Origin of the sequence: Pseudomonas sp. Pse1 (assembly GCF_024519635.1) — a bacterium.
GTDB lineage: Bacteria > Pseudomonadota > Gammaproteobacteria > Pseudomonadales > Pseudomonadaceae > Aquipseudomonas.
Window position 1 is genome coordinate 137910 of sequence record NZ_JALJRO010000006.1, and the last position, 19225, is coordinate 157134.

Genomic DNA, 19225 nt, shown 5'->3' on the forward strand with positions numbered 1-19225 from the left:
GTTTAAGAAGCAATCAGTGAGGCGCCCCGGGAGGGCCGAACAGCATTTGCAGGAACCAGATAAAGAAGCCGTAGCCGCCGACTATCGCCACCGATAACAGCGGAAACAGGAAGATCACCAGGAATAGAAACAACCGTGTTTCTTTGCGCGAGCGTTGCGCGCCGTCGTCGACCGCAGACATGGCCAGGCTCCTGCCAATGAGTGAAAGGAGCCTAGATCGCGCTGATGACAATTTCCATGTTGCAGGTCAGGGAAAGTTCAAATTGCACATGCAGTTTGCGCAAATAATTATCATTAACAAAGTTGCACTTGTGGGTTAACGCTCAAGTTTGCCAATTTCATATTCGCGCAACTTGTTGGCAATGGTGGTGTGGGAAACCCCCAGGCGCTTGCCCAGGGATCGACTGCTGGAATGTTCGGAATACAGGCGTTCCAGCACGGCTTTTTCGAAACGTCCGACAATCTCGTCGAGACCACCGTCGAGGGAAAATTCCCCCAGCGGCTGACGCACGCCGTAGTCCGGCAGGCGGATATGTTCGGCCTTGACCGTGCCGCCTTCGCAGAGTGACACCGCCTGGAACAGCACGTTTTCCAACTGCCGCACATTGCCCGGCCAATGGTAGTGACTGAGCCGGTCCATGGCCGCCGGCGCCAGCTTCGGCAGCGGGCAGCCGATCTGCCGGCTGGCCTGGTCGAGGAAGTGCTCGACCAACGGCGTCAGGCCGTCCAGGCATTCGCGCAGCGGCGGGATGTGCAGCGACAGCACGTTCAGGCGGTGGTACAGGTCCTGGCGGAACTCGCCGCTGGCACACAGCTCGGACAGGTCGACCTGGGTGGCGCAGATCACCCGCACATCCAGATAGACCTCTTCGTCACTGCCGACCCGGCGGAAGCAACCGTCCTGCAGGAACCGCAGCAATTTAACCTGCAGGCGCGGGCTCATTTCGCCGACGCCATCGAGAAACAGCGTACCGCCTGCCGTCAACTCCAACAGCCCAAGCTTGCCCTCGGCCCGCGCCCCTTCGAAGGCGCCAGGGCCGTAGCCGAACAACTCGGTCTCGGCCATCGATTCCGGCAGGCCGGCGCAGTTCAGCGCCATCAACGGCGACTGGCCGCGTGGGCTGGCCAGGTGGCAGGCACGTGCGAGCAATTCCTTGCCGGTGCCGGTCTCGCCTTCGATCAACAGCGGCGCATCCAGCGGTGCCATGCGCCGCGCTTCGCGGACCACCGCGGCCATGACTTTCGAGCTCTGGAAGATGCTGTCGAAGCCCCGCAGCTCCTGTTTGCGCACGTTATAGATGCGCTCGCCAACCCGGTCGGCGCGGTGCAGGGTCAGCACCGCACCGGCCATGGCCTCGCTGTCGTCGTGTTCGGACTGCAGCGGCGCGATATCGGCGAGGAACACGTCGCCCTTGACCTTGACCCGCAGGCCGTTAATCCGCGACTTATTGGCGCGCACCAGTTCCGGCAGGTCGAAGTCCTCGGCGTAGCGCGACAGTGGAATCCCCGGCACCTCGTCGACCCGCACCCCCAGCAACTGCGCCGCCGCACGGTTGGCGGCAACGATGGAGCCGCCCATGTCGATCGACAGCACCGGAAACTCCAGCGCACCGAGCAAGGCATTCAGCTCCATGTGTCGACGCTCGCTGGGCATCAGGCCGACACGCTTGACGCCGAAGACCCCGGCAATTGCTTCGAACTTGGGGCGCAATGCCTGGAACTGCAGGTTGATCAGGTTCGGGCAATGCAGGTAGATCGCATTGCCATGTTCGCCACCCACTTCGCCCCGGGCCACGTTGATCCCGTACTCCACCAGCAGGTTGAGGATGTCGCGCAGGATGCCGATGCGATTCTGGCAATGGACTTTGATACGCATGAAAAGGCCCGAACTGAGGTGGAAAGCGGCGCGCGAGCGGCTTTTTTCTGCTGCCGCGACAAGTTAGTCGTCAAGATTATGTGACAGCCCCAGGGCTTTTCACAGCTGAAAATCTCAGTAACTGCGCCATAGCCGCCCATTCGTAACGAAAACTTTACGAAAACCACGGACATTTCCTACGCAGCGCTGCTGAGACCTGCTGCAAGGTCGCACGCTTCGAGGTATTTCTAGGTCCATAGCAGGACATAACAAGAATGTATCCCTTTGCAGGAGAGCAGCATGAAGCAGACGCAATACGTGGCCCGCGAGCCCGATGCGCAAGGTTTTATCCACTACACCGCTGAAGAACACGCGGTGTGGAACACGCTGATCACTCGCCAATTGAAAGTGCTCGAGGGCCGTGCGTGCCCGGAATACATGGAAGGCATCGAAAAACTCGGCCTGCCCCATGACCGCATTCCCCAGCTCGATGAAATCAACAAGGTCCTCGGTGAAACCACCGGCTGGCAGGTCGCCCGGGTACCGGCGCTGATTCCGTTCCAGACCTTCTTTGAATTGCTGGCCAACAAGCAGTTTCCCGTCGCGACCTTCATTCGTACCCGCGAAGAGCTGGATTACCTGCAAGAGCCGGACATTTTCCACGAGATTTTCGGCCACTGCCCACTGCTGACCAACCCCTGGTTCGCCGAATTCACCCACACCTACGGCAAGCTCGGCCTCAAGGCCAGCAAGGAAGAGCGCGTGTACCTGGCGCGCCTGTACTGGATGACCATCGAGTTCGGCCTGGTCGAGACGCCAGAGGGTCAACGGATCTACGGCGGCGGCATTCTCTCCTCGCCCAAGGAAACCGTGTACAGCCTGTCCGCCGAGCCGGAACACCAGGCCTTCGATCCGCTGGAAGCCATGCGCACGCCGTATCGCATCGACATCCTGCAACCGCTGTACTTTGTCCTGCCCGACCTCAAGCGCCTGTTCGACCTGGCCCACGAAGACATCATGGGCATGGTCCACAAAGGCATGCAGCTGGGCTTGCACGCGCCAAAATTCCCGCCAAAACCCAAGGCGGCATAAGGTCGCCGCAGTCGCGGCGACCGGCAAAAAATAGTAACGTCTAACAAGAAATCGAATTCAGGAAACCACTATGACTGCTCTGAACCAAGCCCATTGCGAAGCCTGCCGTGCCGATGCCCCACAAGTCAGCGACGAAGAACTGCCGGTACTGATCAAGCAGATCCCTGACTGGAACATCGAAGTTCGCGACGGCGTGATGCAGCTGGAAAAAGTTTTCCTGTTCAAGAACTTCAAGTTCGCCCTGGCGTTCACCAATGCGATGGGTGAGATCTCCGAGGCCGAAGGTCACCACCCAGGCCTGCTCACCGAGTGGGGCAAAGTCACCGTGACCTGGTGGAGCCACTCGATCAAGGGCCTGCACCGCAACGATTTCATCATGGCTGCGCGCACTGACGAAGTGGCCAAGGACGCCGAGGGCCGCAAGTAATGCATTTCGACGCCATCGGCCGGGTGCCCGGCGATCCGATCCTCGGCCTGATGGAGGCCTATGCGCAAGACAGCAACCCGCGCAAGTTCGACCTCGGCGTGGGCGTCTATAAAGATGCCCAGGGCCTGACGCCAATCCCGCAATCGGTGAAGCAGGCCGAACTGCGCCTGGTCGATCGCCAGACCACCAAGACCTACATCGGTGGTCACGGCGACGCGGCGTTTGGCAAGGTAATCAATGAGCTAGTGTTGGGTGTCGATTCGCCACTGATCGCCGGCAAACGTGCGGGCGCCACCCAGACCCCGGGTGGCACGGGTGCACTGCGCCTGAGTGCCGACTTCATTGCCCAGTGCCTGCCGGGCCGTGGCATCTGGTTGAGCAACCCGACCTGGCCGATCCACGAAACCATCTACGCCACCGCCGGCCTCAAGGTCAGCCACTACCCCTACGTGGGCAGTGACAACCGTCTGGACGTCGAGGCCATGCTGGCGACCCTGAACCTGATTCCCAAGGGTGACGTGGTCCTGCTGCATGCCTGCTGCCATAACCCGACCGGTTTCGACCTGTCCCACGATGACTGGCGCCGAGTGCTGGACGTGGTCCGCAGCCGCGAGCTGCTGCCGCTGATCGACTTTGCCTACCAGGGCTTTGGCGATGGCTTGGAGCAGGATGCCTGGGCAGTGCGGTTGTTTGCCGCCGAACTGCCGGAGCTGCTGATCACCAGTTCCTGCTCGAAGAACTTCGGCCTGTACCGCGACCGTACCGGGGCGCTGATTGTCTGCGCCAAGGACGCCGAGAAGCTCACCGATGTGCGCAGCCAACTGGCGCACATCGCCCGCAATCTGTGGTCGACACCACCGGATCACGGCGCGGCAGTGGTGGCGACCATCCTCGGCGACCCGGAGCTGAAGCAGCAATGGGCCGACGAAGTGGAAGCCATGCGCCAGCGTATCGCGCAATTGCGTAGCGGTCTGGTGGAAGCGCTGGAGCCCCACGGTTTGCGTGATCGCTTTGCCCACATCGGCGTGCAACGCGGGATGTTCTCCTACACCGGCCTGAGTCCGGAGCAGGTGAAAAAGCTGCGTGAGCAACACAGCGTGTACATGGTCAGTTCCGGTCGCGCCAACGTCGCCGGGATCGACGCCACGCGCCTCGATCTGCTGGCCGAGGCGATTGCCGACGTCTGCAAGTAACAAAGCCGGGCTACCCCTGATCGGGGAGCCTGCGCCCCCCCCTCCCCGCCTTCCCGCTGCGGCCATCTGTCGCAGAAAGTTGAGATAAAAGTCTGTTTGTCATCTCCCCTGCTGTATCCTGCCCAGGCTTTTTAAGCAGCGCGGTTCTACACAGCGATTTAAAAAACAGACTTTGCGAGGAGCAATCACCATGCACGAGATCCCGAATCTCCCCTTCCCAAGCCTGCACGAAACTGAGCAGACAACCCCGCAACAAGCCGGTGCCCAACAGCCCGAGCCGAAAGAAGCCACTGGTAGCCGCAAGGCCGACAGCGAAGAGTAAGCGCACTACCCAGACCGTGTGGAAAGCGCTCTTTCATGCGCTTTCCACACTGCCTGAAACTGAGTCTCCCGCCATGACCGATACTTTCGATGAACACCAGGCCAGCGTACTGATCGACGCCGCGCAACAAATGATCGACGTCTGGAGCCGCCTGAGCCCGGAAAAACAAGCCCTGCTCCTGGCCCGCTTCGGCACCCGGGAAAACGCCCTGGCCGCGCTGGTTGCAACCCAACTGGTCACAGACAAGCCCGCCTGATCGATCCAGACCCGATGGCTCGAAATTCTCCTGCCGATCACCCCCAACCATCGGTATCATAAGCAGCCTATCTATCCTGCTGTCCCGTGGACCTCCCCATGCCAGATTCCCAGCGCCCCATCACGGTCACGCTGCAAGTCGTCTCCATCGTCCTGTTTACCTTTATCGGCTACCTGAATATCGGCATTCCGCTGGCCGTTCTCCCCGGCTATGTGCACAGCGACCTGGGCTTTGGCGCAGTGATCGCCGGCCTGGTGATCAGCGTGCAATACCTCGCCACTCTGCTCAGCCGCCCCTATGCCGGGCGCATCATCGACAACAAGGGCAGCAAATTGGCGGTGATCTATGGCCTTGCCGGTTGCGGTTTGAGCGGCGTATTCATGCTGCTTTCGGCCTGGAGCCAACACCTGCCAATGCTCAGTCTGAGCTGCCTGCTGATCGGCCGGCTGGTGCTTGGCAGCGCCGAGAGTCTGGTGGGCTCGGGGTCGATTGGCTGGGGCATCGGCCGGGTTGGCGCAGCGAACACCGCCAAGGTGATCTCCTGGAACGGCATCGCCAGCTATGGCGCACTGGCGGTCGGCGCCCCCTTGGGCGTGCTGTTGGTGCATCAGTTCGGCCTGTGGAGCATGGGCGTCAGTATCGTCCTGCTGGCGCTGCTCGGCCTGGCGCTGGCCTGGCCGAAAACCGCGGCGCCGATTGTCGCCGGTGAACGCTTGCCGTTCATGCATGTACTCGGACGGGTCCTGCCCCACGGCTGCGGGCTGGCATTGGGCTCTATCGGTTTTGGCACGATTGCCACCTTCATCACCCTGTACTACGCGACCCGCCAATGGGACAACGCGGTGCTCTGCCTTAGCCTGTTCGGCGTCAGCTTTATCGGTGCACGCCTGCTGTTTGGCAATCTGATCAACCGCCTCGGCGGTTTTCGCGTGGCGATTGCCTGCCTGTCGGTGGAAACCCTGGGGTTGCTGCTGTTGTGGCTGGCACCGGATGCCCACTGGGCGCTGGCAGGTGCGGCGCTGAGCGGCTTCGGTTTCTCACTGGTGTTCCCGGCGCTGGGGGTGGAAGCGGTCAACCTGGTGCCCGCCTCCAGCCGGGGGGCGGCGGTGGGCGCTTACTCGCTGTTCATCGACTTGTCGCTGGGGATCACCGGGCCGCTGGCCGGCGCGATCGCCGCCGGATTCGGCTTTGCCACGATCTTCCTGTTCGCCGCGCTGGCCGCACTGGGCGGACTGGCGCTGAGCATCTATCTATACCGCCAGGCTCCACGGCAGCGCCAGGCGCGCTAGAAGTCCACCTTGCCACGCCCGGCCTTGATGCTTCCACGCTTGCTCTTGGTGTCGAGCCGACGCTTCTTCGAGCCGAGGGTCGGCTTGGTCGGGCGGCGTTTCTTTTCCACCTTAGTGGCAGCGAGGATCAGTTCGGTCAAACGCTCGAGGGCGTCCGCGCGGTTCTGCTCCTGGGTGCGATATTGCTGGGCCTTGATAATGATCACGCCATCGCTGGTGATCCGACTGTCGCGCAGCGCCAGCAAGCGGTCCTTGTAGAACTCGGGCAGTGATGAGGCCGAAATGTCGAAGCGCAGGTGCACGGCGCTGGAGACCTTGTTGACGTTCTGCCCGCCCGCACCTTGCGCACGAATGGCCGTCAACTCGATCTCGGCATCGGACAGATGCACGTTGTTGGAAATCACCAGCATTGCAGTCTCGCAGTCATGTCAAAAGCGCTCGCCCTCCAGGAATGGGATTCAAGCGTTTGACTATTGTCTCAGGGTTTCATCCTGCAGCGCGTGGCAAAAACCGGATGTTTGCTACGCTAGTTAGGCAACGTCTTTGCAGCGGCTAAATGCGCCGTTCAACGCCAGTTTGCGCTGACACTGATCCACTGACCCCATGGAGTTGCAATGCGCATTCCATTTATCTATGCGATGTCGGCTGTGCTTGTTCTCGGTGGTTCCTTTGGTGCAGCGCAGGCGGCAGATGCGCCAGCCGCTGTGCCTGCCAGTACGGTCGCTGTAGCGCCTGCAACGGCGCCCGCCAAGGACCCGGTGTTCAATCAGGAACAACTGGATCAAATGATCGCGCCCATCGCGCTGTATCCCGATCCGCTACTGGCTCAATTGCTGATGGCGGTGACCTACCCCGGTGAAGTGGCCGAGGCGGTCACCTGGTCCAAGGCACACCCGGATGCCAAGGGCGACGACGCGGTCAAGCAAGTAGCGGAGCAGCCCTGGGACCCGAGCGTGCAGGCATTGGTAGCCTTTCCCCAGGTGCTGGTCACCTTGGGCCAGGACCCGGTCTGGGTGCAACGCCTGGGTGATGCCTTCCTCGCCCAACCGGATGACGTGATGAATGCCGTGCAACGCTTGCGCCATCAGGCCCAGGCTGCCGGCAATCTGCAAAGCAACCAGTACCAGAACGTAACCATCCAGAACGTCGCGGCACCGGCCGCGGCGCCCAAGGCGGCTGCGCCAGCTGCGGCTTCAGCGCCAGCGCCAGCGCCGGCAGCGACGTCCAGCCCATCGACCATCATCATCCAACCCGCCGATCCGCAGGTGGTGTACGTGCCCACCTACAACCCGACCACCACCTACGGCACCTGGGCCTACCCCGCGTCCCCGCCCGCCTACTATCCACCGCCCCCGGCGTACTACCCTGGCCAGGCCCTGATGGCCGGGCTGGCGTTCGGCACCGGGGTGGCGATCATCGGCTCCTTGTGGGGCGAGTGTGACTGGGACGATAACGATGTCGACATCGATGTCGATCGCTACAACAACATCAACCGCAACAATCAGATCAATCGCAACAACCAGTTCAACAACAATTCACAGAAATGGCAGCACAACCCGGTACACCGCAACGGCGTACCCTATCGCGATACCCGCAGCCGCGAGCAGTACGGTCGGCAGTTGAACGGCGCCACTCAACGCGACGCCTATCGCGGTGACAATGCCCAGCGCGCCCAGGCCCGCGAAAAGGCGCGCACCTCCATGGACCGTGCCGGCATCGAACGCCCGGCCACCAGTAACCTGCAAGCTCGCGAACAAATGCGCGAGGCCCGCTCCTCGGGCTCGGTCAACAACCGCATGCAACCGGGTGCAGAACGGCCGAGAGCGGCAGACAGGAGCCAGAACACCGCGAGAAACACTCGGGACAACCCGCAACCGCGCAATCAAGCTGCCCACGCCAACCAGCAACCGCGCAAACAGACCGCCCAGGCCAATCAGCGGCGCGAGCAAGCCCGACAGACCACCAGCCAGCGCCCAACCGCCAGCCGAGGCAGCGCCAGCAACAACGTATTCGCCGGCGCGCGCTCGCCTTCCCAGACCAACCTGCAAGCCAATCGCGGTCGCGCCAGCCAGGTCTCCGCCCAGCGCCCGACTGCCGCGCGCTCGGCCGGCCATCAAGTCAGTCGGCCGTCCCGGCCACCATCACGTTCCGGAGGGGGCCGCCGTTGAACAAGCATCCTCGAACCAAGGCGCCCATCAGTCGGCTCCTGCAGGCCCTGACCATCACCGCAGGCCTGGCCTGGTCGTGCGTGGCAGCGGCGCAGCAGTCATTTCCCACGCCCGAGAAAGCCGCCCAGGCGTTCGTCGATGCCCTGGGCACCCACCAGGCTGATCAGCAGCGCCTGATCGAACTGCTGGGGGAAGACTGGCGCACCTACATCCCCCGCGCCGGCAACCAGCGCAAGGACGTAGAAGCGTTCTTGCAGCAGTATCGCGAGCAGCATCACATCGAGAAATCCGGCGACAACAAGGCCGTGCTGGCCGTCGGCCCGAACAACTGGACCCTGCCGATCCCCATGGTCAAGGGCGCCAACGGCTGGCGCTTCGACCTCAAGGCCGGCGGTGCCGAAGTCCGCGCCCGGCGCATTGGTCGCAACGAACTGGACGCGGTGCAATCAGTGCTGGCCTACCACGACGCCCAAATGGACTACGCGTCAGCCGATCGCGACGGAGACGGCGCACTGGAGTATGCGCAGAACATCTACAGCACCCCAGGCACCCACGACGGCCTCTATTGGGCCGAGGACAAAAGTGGCCAGATCAGCCCGCTCGGCCCCGAGTTCGGCAAGACCATTGCCGGCGAAGGCTGGCACGGCTACCGTTTCCGCATCCTCGACGCCCAAGGCCCCTCGGCACCGGGCGGCGCCTACAGCTACCTGATCGGCGACAAGATGAGCCGCGGCTTCGCCCTCATCGCCTGGCCGCTGAAATACGACGACACCGGCGTCATGAGTTTCATGATCAGCCACGAGGGTGAAGTGTTCGAGAAAGACCTGGGACCGGACAGCGAGAAACAGGCGCTGGCGATGAAGCGCTTCGATCCGGATGACAGTTGGACGGTGGTGACGGAGGATCAGCAATAGAAACGACAAACCCGGCATTAGCCGGGTTTGTCATGTTTACAGCAGCAACTTACTCCGCGACAGGCGCCGCGTTCAGTACCTGCTGCGCACTGCGCTTGTTCTTGATGCCGTAGCAGACCCACATGAACAGGATCCACACCGGAATCGCGTACACCGAGATCTGGATCCCCGGGATCATCAGCATGATGCCGAGGATGAACACCACGAACGCCAGGCAGACGTAGTTGCCGTACGGGTACCACAGTGCCTTGAACAGCGGCGTCTGTTTGGTGCGGTTCATGTGCTGGCGGAACTTGAAGTGCGAGAAGCTGATCATCGCCCAGTTGATCACCAGCGTTGCCACTACCAGCGACATCAGCAGTTCCAGCGCGTGCTGCGGGATCAGGTAGTTCAGCAGCACCGCGACCAGGGTCACGGCCGCTGACGCCAGGATCGAACGCACCGGCACGCCACGCTTGTCGATCTTCGCCAGGCTGCGAGGCGCATCGCCCTGCTCGGCCATGCCCAGCAGCATGCGGCTGTTGCAGTAGGTGCCGCTGTTGTACACCGACAACGCCGCGGTCAGGACCACGAAGTTGAGGATATGCGCAGCGGTGTTGCTGCCCAGCATCGAGAACACCTGGACGAACGGGCTGCCGCTGTAGGCATCGCCGGAGGCGTTCAGGGTGGTCAGCAGGCTGTCCCATGGGGTCAGCGACAGCAGGATCACCAGGGCGCCGATGTAGAAAATCAGGATCCGGTAGATCACCTGGTTGATCGCTTTCGGGATCACAGTCTTCGGCTTATCAGCTTCTGCGGCGGTGAAGCCAAGCATTTCCAGACCGCCGAAGGAGAACATGATGATCGCCATGGCCATTACCAGACCACTGACACCATTCGGGAAGAAACCACCGTGCTCCCACAGGTTGCTGACCGCCGCTTGCGGGCCGCCGTTACCGCTGACCAGCAGGTAGCTGCCCAGGCCGATCATGCCGACGATGGCCACTACCTTGATGATCGCGAACCAGAACTCAGCCTCGCCAAAGACTTTGACGTTGGCCAGGTTGATCGCGTTGATCAGCAGGAAGAAGGCGGCTGCCGAGACCCAGGTCGGGATTTCCGGCCACCAGTAGTGCACGTACTTGCCGACTGCCGTCAGCTCCGACATGCCCACCAGGATGTACAGGATCCAGCAGTTCCAGCCCGACAGGAAGCCGGCGAATCCGCCCCAGTACTTGTGGGCAAAGTGGCTGAACGAACCGGCCACTGGCTCTTCAACGATCATTTCACCCAACTGGCGCATGATCATGAAGGCGATGAAGCCGCAGATGGCGTAGCCGAGGATCATCGACGGGCCGGCGGACTTCAGGACCCCGGCAGAGCCGAGGAACAAGCCGGTGCCGATCGCGCCACCGAGGGCGATCAATTGAATATGACGATTTTTCAGGCCGCGCTTCAGCTCGCCTGAATGCGAGTTTTGTCCACTCATGAAAACGGTCTCACGCAAGGTTTGATGATGTTCGTTACGACGTTGCTGTCCGGATCAGGCTCCAGCAGCGCCGATCAAACCCCAGCGCAGGCACCAGGAGTTCAGCGTATTTACAACAGTCATGCGTCACCTGTTTGTTTTTATCTGTGACGAAATCGAACCCGACACGCTCGTGACGCGACGGAGTGAACAAGGCGGGTAGCCTTGAGGTTTGCGCGATTACGCGGGGGGTCACAGTTAAAACGCGGCGCATTGTACACCTGTAACCCCCTGCCGCCAGACCTCGCTGAATCAGCGTGGCGTGGGCCGGGATTGCCTGTGTCCGTCCCGATTGACTCGGACGGCTGCAAAAATGAGGTCAGACCTTTGCTGGTCAGTGACGGGGGAAACGGAAAAATCGCCCCACGAAGAGAGATGAAGATGACTCACGGCGTACATAGCGCCTCCTTCTTGTTATCCACCTGCACGACAGGCATGGGGCGCATCTGACCTTGTCTGAGTGGGCGAAACAAGCGGGCTAGAGGGGTGGCGGCTGATGTGGAGGGTGGCACGATGGAAGAATTTTCTTACAGCCATTGGAGATAAGGCGATTCAGGGGATAAATCAGTGGATTTTGTCAGGATTTCTTTACAGGGCGTAAGGTGGGGTTTCCAGTGTGGCTGATGACGCCATCGCGAGCAGCGGCCTCAAGACCCACACCTGCAAAAAACCAAGCCAAAAAAAACGCCAACCCTGAGGGTTGGCGTTTTCATTGAAGAGCTTCGCCGGCAAGCCGGCTCTTACTCTGGCTTGCGACGACCAAAGCCCGGACGCTGGCCGGAACCGGCCGGTGCGCCGCGGCGCTTGCCCGAAGGCTTGTCGCCTTCTACCAGCTTGATCCCAGGACGCTTCGGCGCCGGCTTGGCCGGGCGCTTGGTGTCGGCTGGACGATCAGCAACCGGCGTACCACGACCGGCTGGAGCGCCACGGCCTTCGCCACGCTCGGTGCGACCGTTGGCCGGACGCGGCGTACGCGGGCCGCGCTCGCCATCTTGACGGGCTGCCGGCTTGCGGGCTGGACGCTCGCCTTCGATCTGCGGTTCACGGGCCGGACGCGGACCGGTGGCTGGCGCGGCGGTCGCCGGGCGCAAAGTGCGCACGCGCTCGCTCTTGCCCACCGGACGCGAGGATTTACGCTGCATACGCTCCAGCTTGTCCTTGCTCTTGGCGTTCAGTTGCGGCATGGCAACCGGCGTCAGACCGACTTCGGCGCTCAGTACGTCGACTTCGTACTGGCTCATTTCGCGCCAGCGGCCCATTGGCAGGTCGGAGTTGAGGAACACCGGACCGAAACGCACTCGCTTCAAGCGGCTGACCACCAGGCCCTGGGATTCCCACAGACGGCGTACTTCGCGGTTACGACCTTCCATGACCACGCAGTGGTACCAGTGGTTGAAACCTTCGCCGCCCGGCGCCTGCTTGATGTCGGTGAACCGGGCCGGGCCGTCTTCGAGGACAACGCCCGCCTTCAGGCGCTCGATCATCTCGTCGTCGACTTCGCCACGCACACGCACCGCGTATTCACGGTCCATCTCGTAGGAAGGGTGCATCAAGCGGTTGGCCAGTTCACCGTCGGTGGTGAACATCAGCAAGCCGGTGGTGTTGATGTCGAGGCGACCGATGTTGATCCAGCGGCCTTCTTTCGGGCGCGGCATCTTGTCGAACACGGTCGGACGGCCTTCCGGGTCGTCACGGGTGCAGATTTCGCCGTCGGGCTTGTTGTACATGATCACGCGGCGGACCGATTCGGCCGCTTCTTCGCGCTTGATGACCTTGCCGTCGATGGTGATGGCGTCGTGCATGTCGACACGCAGACCGAGGGTCGCGTCCTTGCCGTTGACCTTGATTCGGCCGTGGCTGATCCACGCCTCTACGTCACGGCGCGAGCCAACGCCGATACGGGCGAGGACTTTCTGCAGCTTTTCGCCTGCTGGGCCGATTTCCTGGTCGTCTTGCTGATCTTTGATACTCATCTGGGCACCTCCCGGTGTGATCTGTTCAGGCCTGGCCTGAAGAGTTGAAAGCTGGTCTCTGGCGAAGAGAACGCCAAAGGGTCGCGAATCATACGCGCATGGCGCGACTTGCGCATCAGAGACTAGCGGATAAACGGTCGGCCAGCGCTTTTTCCGCCGACCGGTGGCGAATCAGTCGTCTTCGAATTGCCGGCGTTCGGCCTCGATCGCTTCAGCCAGGGCCAGGGCCTCGGCCTCTTCGTCGCTCATTTCCGGCTGCGCTGCGGGCGGCTCCAGAGCCGCCACTGCCGCCAGGAGTTTCTCGCGAGCCTCGGCAACGCCGAGCGTGTCCTCTTGCGGCGGCACCTCGACCGGCTCGGCTTCGGCTTCGGCTTCGGCTTCAGCAGGCTCGGTGACCTCGCCGGCCTCCTGCACCCCGCCAGGCTCGCCATCACGCAACAGGTCGTCGAAGTCGGTCTTGATCCCCTCCTCCATCGAGTCCAGTTCCAGCAACAGGCTATGGAAGCTGGTTTCGTCCTTCGGCTCTTCCGGCTCGGCGCTGGCGTCGGCCAGTTCCTGCAGGCCAGGTGGCACCGGCGCATCTTCGAACTCGAGCATCGGTTCCGGTTCCAGCTCACGCAGTTCAGCCAGCGATGGCAGGTCGTCGAGGTTTTTCAGGTTGAAGTGGTCAAGAAACGCCTTGGTGGTGGCAAACATCGCCGGTCGGCCGGGCACTTCACGGTAGCCGACGACCCGGATCCACTCGCGCTCCAGCAAGGTCTTGACGATGTTGCTGTTGACAGCCACGCCGCGCACGTCCTCGATCTCGCCCCGGGTGATCGGTTGGCGATAGGCGATTAGCGCCATGGTCTCCAGCATCGCCCGGGAGTAACGCTGCGGGCGCTCCTCCCAGAGACGGCCGACCCAGGGCGCAAACTTTTCGCGGATCTGCAAGCGGTAGCCGGACGCCACCTCCTTGAGTTCAAAGGCGCGGCCATCACAGGACTTTTCGAGGATTGTCAGTGCTTTCTTGAACACCGCCGGTTCCGGGCGCTCAGCCTCCTCGAACAGCTCGAACAGACGTTCCATCGATTGCGGCTTTCCCGAGGCCAACAGAAAGGCTTCAAGCAAGGGGGCCAGCTCGCGGGGTTCACTCAAATTCATGGATTTTGCTCGTTATTCGGCTCGCGCCCGCACGTGGATGGCGGCAAAGGGCTCATTCTGCACCAGCTCGACCAGAGATTCCTTGACCAGTTCGAGGATCGCCATAAAGGTCACGACCACCCCGAGGCGGCCCTCCTCGGCGGTGAACAGCTCGACAAAGGGCACAAAACCACCGCCCTTGAGCCGTTCCAGCACATCGCTCATGCGCTCGCGGGTCGAGAGTGCTTCGCGGCTGACCTGATGGCTTTCAAACATGTCGCCACGGCGCAGTACCTCAGCCATCGACAGCAGCAATTCGCTCAGCCGTACATCCGGCAGCAACTTGCGCGCCTGCGCCTGGGGCGCATCGAGCTTGGGCACAATCACATCGCGACCGACCCGACTCAGGCCATCAATGCCCTCGGCGGCGGCCTTGAAGCGTTCATATTCCTGCAGGCGACGAATCAGTTCGGCGCGCGGGTCTTCTTCTTCCGCTTCGATTTCCGCCGAACGCGGAAGCAACATACGGGATTTGATTTCGGCCAGCATCGCCGCCATCACCAGGTACTCGGCGGCCAGTTCCAGGCGCACCGACTGCATCAGCTCGACATAGCCCATGTACTGCCGGGTAATTTCCGCCACCGGGATGTCGAGAATGTTGATGTTCTGTTTGCGGATCAGATACAGCAGCAAGTCGAGCGGGCCCTCGAAGGCCTCAAGGAAGACTTCCAGGGCATCCGGCGGGATGTAGAGGTCCTGCGGCATCTCCAGCACGGCCTGGCCATAGACCATGGCAAATGGCAGTTCCTGCTGTGCGCCCGCCTGGCTGTCGACGGTCTCCACCACCGACACTCAGGCCTCGACCATAAATGGAGTCGGATCGCCGCAACCGACGCGAATCACCTCTGGATCACCGTCCGCCAGATTGATCACGGTGGAGGCCTTGATGCCGCCGAAACCGCCGTCAATGATCAGGTCGACCTGGTGCTCGAGCAATTGGCGCATTTCGTAGGGATCGCTCAACGGGTCGGTGTCGCCGGGCATGATCAGGGTCACGCTCATCAGCGGCTCACCCAATTGAGCGAGCAGCGCCAGGGCGATCGGATGGCTGGGCACCCGCAGGCCGATGGTGCGTTTCTTCGGGTGCAGCAACAGGCGCGGGACTTCGCGAGTGGCGTTAAGAATGAAGGTGTAGGGCCCCGGCAGGTGCGCCTTGAGGATCCGGAAGGTTCCGGTATCGATCTTGGCAAACACCCCAAGTTGCGACAGATCGCTGCAGATCAGCGCAAAATTGTGTTTCTCATCCAGCCCACGCAAGCGTCGCACCCGCTCGACGGCAGTCTTGTCGCCGATCTGGCAGCCAATGGCGTAAGAAGAGTCCGTGGGATAGATCACCACCCCGCCCGAACGGATGATTTCAACAGCCTGTTTAATCAGGCGCGCTTGCGGGTTTTCCGGATGAATCTGGAAAAATTGACTCACATTCTCTACCTGTTCAGACGGCGGCAATAATTGGGTCATGTTTGAATCGACACCAAAGCGGTGGCAGATCCTCCGGGACCGGGCGATATTCGCCAATCTCGGACCAGCCTCCCGGGCCATGGAAATCACTGCCGGCACTCGCCAGCAGACCGAACTCACGTGCCAGGATGGCCAGGCTGCCGACCTGCTCGGCCGGTTGATAGCCATTGACCACCTCCAGCGCCTGCCCCCCTGCTTGAATATAGTCGGCAATCAGCTTTCGACGCTTGCTGCGGGTGAAATCGTAATGCCAGGGGTGCGCCAGACTGACCCAGGCACCGGCGTCACGCAGGGTGCCGACGGTTTCTTCGAGGGTCGGCCAGTGTTGCTTGACGTCCCCCAGCTTGCCGGCGCCCAGCCACTTGCGGAAAGCTTCAGCGCGATCCTTGACGAAACCGGCGCGCACCAGGTAGTCGGCAAAATGCGGTCGGGCCGGAGCGTTGCCACTGTCGCCGAGTTCCTGCTGGATCGCCCGCGCGCCTTCCAGCGCCCCGGGCATGCCTTTGAGCGCGAGCTTGCGGCTGATTTCCTCGGAGCGCAGCCAGCGGCCCTCGTGCAGCTTGGCAATGGCCTCGACCAGAGCCGGCGCGTTGACATCGAAGCCATAGCCCAGCACGTGGATAGTCGCGCCGCCCCAGGTGCAGGACAATTCGACGCCGTTGATCAGTTGCATGCCCAAGGCCTGTGCGGCGGTTCGCGCCTCGGCCAGGCCTTCAACGGTGTCGTGGTCGGTCAGGGCCAGGACTCGCACGCCGTTCTCGAACGCCCGCGCCACCAGTACCGCGGGCGCCAGGGCGCCATCGGAGGCCGTGCTATGGCAGTGCAAATCAACATTCACAGGATGTGTAACCTCAAATCAGCTGGCGCTATCGCGACCCAATATGTTTGGTATTATGCCGCCACATCCTGCTTCTGGCTGCCACTGTGAAACAATTCATCGACTTCATCCCGCTGCTGCTGTTTTTCATTGTTTTCAAAATCGACCCCCGGGTCATCGACGTTGCCGGTTATCCATTGACTGTAGGCGGTATTTACAGCGCCACTGCGATGCTGATCGTCAGCTCGCTGGTGGTCTACGGCACCCTGTTCATTTCCCAGCGCAAACTGGAAAAAAGCCAATGGCTGACGCTGATCGCCTGCCTGGTCTTCGGTAGCCTGACCCTGGCTTTCCACAGCGAAACCTTCCTCAAATGGAAGGCCCCGGTGGTCAACTGGCTGTTCGCCCTGGCCTTCATCGGCAGCCACTTCATCGGCGGGCAACTGCTGATCAAGCGCATCATGGGCCATGCCCTGACCCTGCCGGATGCCGTCTGGACCCGCCTGAACATCGCCTGGATCGGCTTCTTCCTGTTCTGCGGCGCGGCTAACCTGTTCGTCGCGTTCACCTTCCAGAGCATCTGGGTCGACTTCAAGGTCTTCGGCAGCCTGGGCATGACCGTACTGTTCCTGGTGGCCCAGGGCATCTACCTGTCGCGCCACCTGCACGACGCCGACACCACTACGCCAAAAACCGAGGACTGACATGCTTTACGCAATCATTGCCACAGACGTCGCCAACTCCCTGGATGCCCGCCTGGCTGCACGCCCTGCCCACATCGAGCGCCTGCAACAGCTCAAGGCCGAAGGCCGCGTGGTACTGGCCGGTCCACACCCGGCGGTAGACAGCAATGACCCGGGCGCCGCTGGCTTCACCGGCAGCCTGATCGTCGCCGAATTCGCCTCCCTCGAAGCCGCCAAGAGCTGGGCCGATGCCGACCCCTACATCGCCGCCGGCGTGTACGCCAACGTGATCGTCAAGCCGTTCAAGCAAGTCCTGCCTTGATTGACCTGCGCGGTGAACCTTCGGTTCATCGCGCACTCCATTGCTCATCCTTCTCGTATAACGGCCGACAACCTGCCCAACACTCGTTTGGAATCAGGAGTTGCGATGCGCCAAGGTCCGCTGTGCTTGCTGTTGCTCACGTTATCGATGGGAAGCCTTGCCCAGGCTGATCAGATGCCTGATCCCGCCGCCGAACGGCAGATTTCCGAATTGCAGCAGCGCTTGAAGGACAGCGAGCAACAACGCGAAACGCTGCTTCAACAACTGCAGACTGCCGATAGCGCGCGTGAGAGCGCCGTGCTGAGCCGTCTGCGCCAGGAAAACCAGCGTCTCAAGCTGCAACTGCGCGAGGCCCAGGCCAGTACTTCGCCACGCTGGCTGACCGAGCAGCAACAATGGTTCGTCGCCGGTGCGGGAGTCGCGCTATTGGCCCTGCTCTGCGGTATCTTTGCCAGTGGCGGACACCGTCGACGTCGACAATGGCTAAATTGAGTGAGTCATGAGCGAGCTGTTACTGATTGATGATGACCAGGAGCTGTGTGAGCTGCTGGGGAGCTGGTTGAGCCAGGAAGGCTTTGTGGTCCGGGCTTGCCACGATGGCAACAGTGCGCGGCGTGCGCTGGCCGATTCGGCGCCAGCAGCCGTGGTGCTTGACGTGATGCTGCCCGACGGCAGCGGCCTGGAACTGCTCAAGCAGCTGCGCAACGACCATCCCGACTTGCCGGTGCTGATGCTCTCGGCCCGCGGCGAACCGCTGGACCGGATTCTCGGCCTGGAACTGGGCGCCGACGATTACCTGGCCAAACCCTGCGATCCCCGTGAACTGACCGCGCGCTTGCGAGCGGTGTTGCGCCGCAGTCATCCGGCGGCTGCCCCGAGCCAGATGGAACTGGGCGACCTGTGTTTCAGCCCGGTGCGCGGCGTGGTCAGCATCGACGAGCAGGAATTCACCCTGACCGTTTCTGAAAGCCGCCTGCTCGAGGCCTTGCTCAAGCAACCGGGCGAACCGCTGGATAAGCAGGAACTGGCGCAGATCGCCCTGGGTCGCAAACTGACCCTGTACGACCGCAGCCTCGACATGCACGTCAGCAACCTGCGAAAGAAGATCGGTCCGCATCCCGACGGGCGTCCGCGGATCGTTGCTTTGCGCAGCCGTGGGTATTATTACAGCCTCTGATGTCAGCTTCGATGCTGAACGTCTTTACCCAAGCTTTACGCTTCGCTGACGGCGGCTGACCTTGATCCCGGTAATCTGAACTCATCCGGAACACACCGGGAACGAGACAAGGAGATACACCATGCGCAAGACTCTTATCGCTCTGATGTTCGCTGCAGCCCTACCAACCGTCGCCATGGCCATGCCTGAAGGCCAGGGACCGATGGGTCCGATGGACGGCCCGCGTCACGGCGGTCAGATGCACGAACACGGTAAGGGCCCGTACGGCCAACTCGACCTGAGCCGCGAACAGCGCGAGCAGATCCGCAAAATCATGGGCGAGCAGATGCACGACCGTAAGCAACTGGTCGACAAGTACCTGGAAAAACTGCCACCCGCCGAACAGAAAGCCATGCAAGACGAAATGGCTTCCAGTAAGCAGAAAGCCGAGGCCGACGTCCGCGCCCTGCTCAAGCCTGACCAGCAGAAGAAGTTCGACGAGATCCAGAAACAACGCGCCGAACGCAAGGCCGAATGGCAGCAGTTCCAGGCCTGGAAAGCCCAGCAACCGCAAAAAGCGCAATAATCACCAGGCGCTACTCCCCAGC

General features: G+C 61.8%; 22 protein-coding genes. 13 read left to right on the forward strand and 9 right to left on the reverse strand.

Annotation, left to right across the window (positions count from 1 at the left end):
* Positions 1-13 precede the first annotated feature (13 nt).
* Together napE and NR126_RS11520 are read right to left on the reverse strand one after the other, a co-directional pair.
* Positions 14-181, reverse strand: a complete 168-nt coding sequence (napE, locus tag NR126_RS11515; protein WP_027620986.1) for a periplasmic nitrate reductase, NapE protein — start codon at positions 179-181, stop codon at positions 14-16.
* Between the two features lie 135 nt (positions 182-316).
* Positions 317-1876 (reverse strand): sigma-54-dependent transcriptional regulator, encoded by a 1560-nt coding sequence (locus NR126_RS11520; protein WP_256830251.1) that lies wholly within the window; start codon positions 1874-1876, stop codon positions 317-319.
* A gap of 279 nt (positions 1877-2155) precedes the next feature.
* On the opposite strand from NR126_RS11520, the gene phhA reads away from it, so the two are divergent.
* The 6 genes from phhA to NR126_RS11550 all read left to right on the forward strand — a co-directional run bounded on the left by phhA (position 2156) and on the right by NR126_RS11550 (position 6434).
* Positions 2156-2947 (forward strand): phenylalanine 4-monooxygenase, encoded by a 792-nt coding sequence (gene phhA / locus NR126_RS11525; RefSeq protein WP_027620984.1) that lies wholly within the window; start codon positions 2156-2158, stop codon positions 2945-2947.
* 70 nt (positions 2948-3017) lie between these two features.
* The gene (locus tag NR126_RS11530; RefSeq protein WP_027620983.1) at positions 3018-3374 is read left to right on the forward strand and encodes a 4a-hydroxytetrahydrobiopterin dehydratase; all 357 of its coding nucleotides are present in this window, start codon (positions 3018-3020) and stop codon (positions 3372-3374) included.
* Positions 3374-4567, forward strand: coding sequence for an amino acid aminotransferase (locus NR126_RS11535; RefSeq protein ID WP_256830252.1), 1194 nt, complete (start codon positions 3374-3376; stop codon positions 4565-4567). Before NR126_RS11530 ends, NR126_RS11535 begins: the two co-directional genes overlap by 1 nt.
* A 190-nt stretch (positions 4568-4757) precedes the next feature.
* Positions 4758-4889: a hypothetical protein gene (locus NR126_RS11540; protein WP_256350907.1), complete on the forward strand. Its 132-nt coding sequence runs from the start codon at positions 4758-4760 to the stop codon at positions 4887-4889.
* Positions 4890-4962: 73 nt separating this feature from the next.
* Positions 4963-5145, forward strand: coding sequence for a hypothetical protein (locus tag NR126_RS11545; protein WP_027620981.1), 183 nt, complete (start codon positions 4963-4965; stop codon positions 5143-5145).
* Between the two features lie 98 nt (positions 5146-5243).
* On the forward strand, positions 5244-6434 hold the full coding sequence (locus tag NR126_RS11550; protein ID WP_027620980.1) for an MFS transporter: 1191 nt from the start codon (positions 5244-5246) through the stop codon (positions 6432-6434).
* Here the strand turns inward: NR126_RS11550 and arfB are convergent.
* Complete coding sequence (gene arfB, locus NR126_RS11555) at positions 6431-6844, reverse strand: alternative ribosome rescue aminoacyl-tRNA hydrolase ArfB (RefSeq protein WP_105754346.1); 414 nt, start codon at positions 6842-6844, stop codon at positions 6431-6433. The genes NR126_RS11550 and arfB overlap by 4 nt on opposite strands.
* A gap of 204 nt (positions 6845-7048) precedes the next feature.
* Between arfB and NR126_RS11560 the strand changes: the two genes are divergently transcribed.
* Together NR126_RS11560 and NR126_RS11565 are read left to right on the forward strand one after the other, a co-directional pair.
* Positions 7049-8602 carry a DUF3300 domain-containing protein gene (locus tag NR126_RS11560; protein WP_256830253.1) on the forward strand — a complete coding sequence of 518 codons (1554 nt, stop codon included), beginning with the start codon at positions 7049-7051 and terminating at the stop codon, positions 8600-8602.
* A gap of 38 nt (positions 8603-8640) precedes the next feature.
* Positions 8641-9516, forward strand: coding sequence for a DUF2950 domain-containing protein (locus NR126_RS11565; RefSeq protein WP_027620977.1), 876 nt, complete (start codon positions 8641-8643; stop codon positions 9514-9516).
* A gap of 49 nt (positions 9517-9565) precedes the next feature.
* On the opposite strand, the gene NR126_RS11570 is transcribed toward NR126_RS11565, so the two are convergent.
* The 6 genes from NR126_RS11570 to NR126_RS11595 form a co-directional block, all read right to left on the reverse strand.
* Complete coding sequence (locus tag NR126_RS11570) at positions 9566-10984, reverse strand: amino acid permease (protein WP_105754344.1); 1419 nt, start codon at positions 10982-10984, stop codon at positions 9566-9568.
* Between the two features lie 779 nt (positions 10985-11763).
* Entirely contained in the window at positions 11764-12996 is a 1233-nt protein-coding gene (gene rluB, locus NR126_RS11575; protein WP_027620975.1) for a 23S rRNA pseudouridine(2605) synthase RluB, read from the reverse strand.
* 171 nt (positions 12997-13167) lie between these two features.
* Positions 13168-14139 (reverse strand): SMC-Scp complex subunit ScpB, encoded by a 972-nt coding sequence (gene scpB, locus NR126_RS11580; protein ID WP_256830254.1) that lies wholly within the window; start codon positions 14137-14139, stop codon positions 13168-13170.
* Between the two features lie 12 nt (positions 14140-14151).
* Positions 14152-14850 carry a ScpA family protein gene (locus tag NR126_RS11585; protein ID WP_177433250.1) on the reverse strand — a complete coding sequence of 233 codons (699 nt, stop codon included), beginning with the start codon at positions 14848-14850 and terminating at the stop codon, positions 14152-14154.
* Between the two features lie 120 nt (positions 14851-14970).
* Positions 14971-15600: an L-threonylcarbamoyladenylate synthase gene (locus tag NR126_RS11590; protein ID WP_033866515.1), complete on the reverse strand. Its 630-nt coding sequence runs from the start codon at positions 15598-15600 to the stop codon at positions 14971-14973.
* A 13-nt stretch (positions 15601-15613) separates the two neighbouring features.
* The gene (locus NR126_RS11595) at positions 15614-16477 is read right to left on the reverse strand and encodes a PHP domain-containing protein (RefSeq protein ID WP_027620971.1); all 864 of its coding nucleotides are present in this window, start codon (positions 16475-16477) and stop codon (positions 15614-15616) included.
* Between the two features lie 86 nt (positions 16478-16563).
* Between NR126_RS11595 and NR126_RS11600 the strand changes: the two genes are divergently transcribed.
* From NR126_RS11600 to NR126_RS11620, 5 genes are all read left to right on the forward strand, one after another.
* Positions 16564-17160 (forward strand): septation protein A, encoded by a 597-nt coding sequence (locus tag NR126_RS11600; RefSeq protein ID WP_027620970.1) that lies wholly within the window; start codon positions 16564-16566, stop codon positions 17158-17160.
* 1 nt (position 17161) lies between these two features.
* Positions 17162-17461, forward strand: a complete 300-nt coding sequence (locus NR126_RS11605; RefSeq protein WP_027620969.1) for a YciI family protein — start codon at positions 17162-17164, stop codon at positions 17459-17461.
* A gap of 105 nt (positions 17462-17566) precedes the next feature.
* A complete protein-coding gene (locus NR126_RS11610; protein WP_256830255.1) occupies positions 17567-17953 on the forward strand; it encodes a translation initiation factor 2 in 387 nt (128 codons plus the stop codon).
* Positions 17954-17960: 7 nt separating this feature from the next.
* Complete coding sequence (locus NR126_RS11615) at positions 17961-18638, forward strand: response regulator transcription factor (protein ID WP_027620967.1); 678 nt, start codon at positions 17961-17963, stop codon at positions 18636-18638.
* 121 nt (positions 18639-18759) lie between these two features.
* Entirely contained in the window at positions 18760-19203 is a 444-nt protein-coding gene (locus tag NR126_RS11620; RefSeq protein WP_256830256.1) for a Spy/CpxP family protein refolding chaperone, read from the forward strand.
* Positions 19204-19225: the final 22 nt, after the last annotated feature.

What these genes read in the sequence shown, in the direction of transcription:
- napE (WP_027620986.1), bottom strand. Translation starts at nt 181, where the DNA reads ATGTCTGCGGTCGACGACGGCGCGCAACGCTCGCGCAAAGAAACACGG.
- NR126_RS11520 (WP_256830251.1), bottom strand. Translation starts at nt 1,876, where the DNA reads ATGCGTATCAAAGTCCATTGCCAGAATCGCATCGGCATCCTGCGCGAC.
- phhA (WP_027620984.1), top strand. Translation starts at nt 2,156, where the DNA reads ATGAAGCAGACGCAATACGTGGCCCGCGAGCCCGATGCGCAAGGTTTT.
- NR126_RS11530 (WP_027620983.1), top strand. Translation starts at nt 3,018, where the DNA reads ATGACTGCTCTGAACCAAGCCCATTGCGAAGCCTGCCGTGCCGATGCC.
- NR126_RS11535 (WP_256830252.1), top strand. Translation starts at nt 3,374, where the DNA reads ATGCATTTCGACGCCATCGGCCGGGTGCCCGGCGATCCGATCCTCGGC.
- NR126_RS11540 (WP_256350907.1), top strand. Translation starts at nt 4,758, where the DNA reads ATGCACGAGATCCCGAATCTCCCCTTCCCAAGCCTGCACGAAACTGAG.
- NR126_RS11545 (WP_027620981.1), top strand. Translation starts at nt 4,963, where the DNA reads ATGACCGATACTTTCGATGAACACCAGGCCAGCGTACTGATCGACGCC.
- NR126_RS11550 (WP_027620980.1), top strand. Translation starts at nt 5,244, where the DNA reads ATGCCAGATTCCCAGCGCCCCATCACGGTCACGCTGCAAGTCGTCTCC.
- arfB (WP_105754346.1), bottom strand. Translation starts at nt 6,844, where the DNA reads ATGCTGGTGATTTCCAACAACGTGCATCTGTCCGATGCCGAGATCGAG.
- NR126_RS11560 (WP_256830253.1), top strand. Translation starts at nt 7,049, where the DNA reads ATGCGCATTCCATTTATCTATGCGATGTCGGCTGTGCTTGTTCTCGGT.
- NR126_RS11570 (WP_105754344.1), bottom strand. Translation starts at nt 10,984, where the DNA reads ATGAGTGGACAAAACTCGCATTCAGGCGAGCTGAAGCGCGGCCTGAAA.
- rluB (WP_027620975.1), bottom strand. Translation starts at nt 12,996, where the DNA reads ATGAGTATCAAAGATCAGCAAGACGACCAGGAAATCGGCCCAGCAGGC.
- scpB (WP_256830254.1), bottom strand. Translation starts at nt 14,139, where the DNA reads ATGAATTTGAGTGAACCCCGCGAGCTGGCCCCCTTGCTTGAAGCCTTT.
- NR126_RS11605 (WP_027620969.1), top strand. Translation starts at nt 17,162, where the DNA reads ATGCTTTACGCAATCATTGCCACAGACGTCGCCAACTCCCTGGATGCC.
- NR126_RS11610 (WP_256830255.1), top strand. Translation starts at nt 17,567, where the DNA reads ATGCGCCAAGGTCCGCTGTGCTTGCTGTTGCTCACGTTATCGATGGGA.
- NR126_RS11615 (WP_027620967.1), top strand. Translation starts at nt 17,961, where the DNA reads ATGAGCGAGCTGTTACTGATTGATGATGACCAGGAGCTGTGTGAGCTG.
- NR126_RS11620 (WP_256830256.1), top strand. Translation starts at nt 18,760, where the DNA reads ATGCGCAAGACTCTTATCGCTCTGATGTTCGCTGCAGCCCTACCAACC.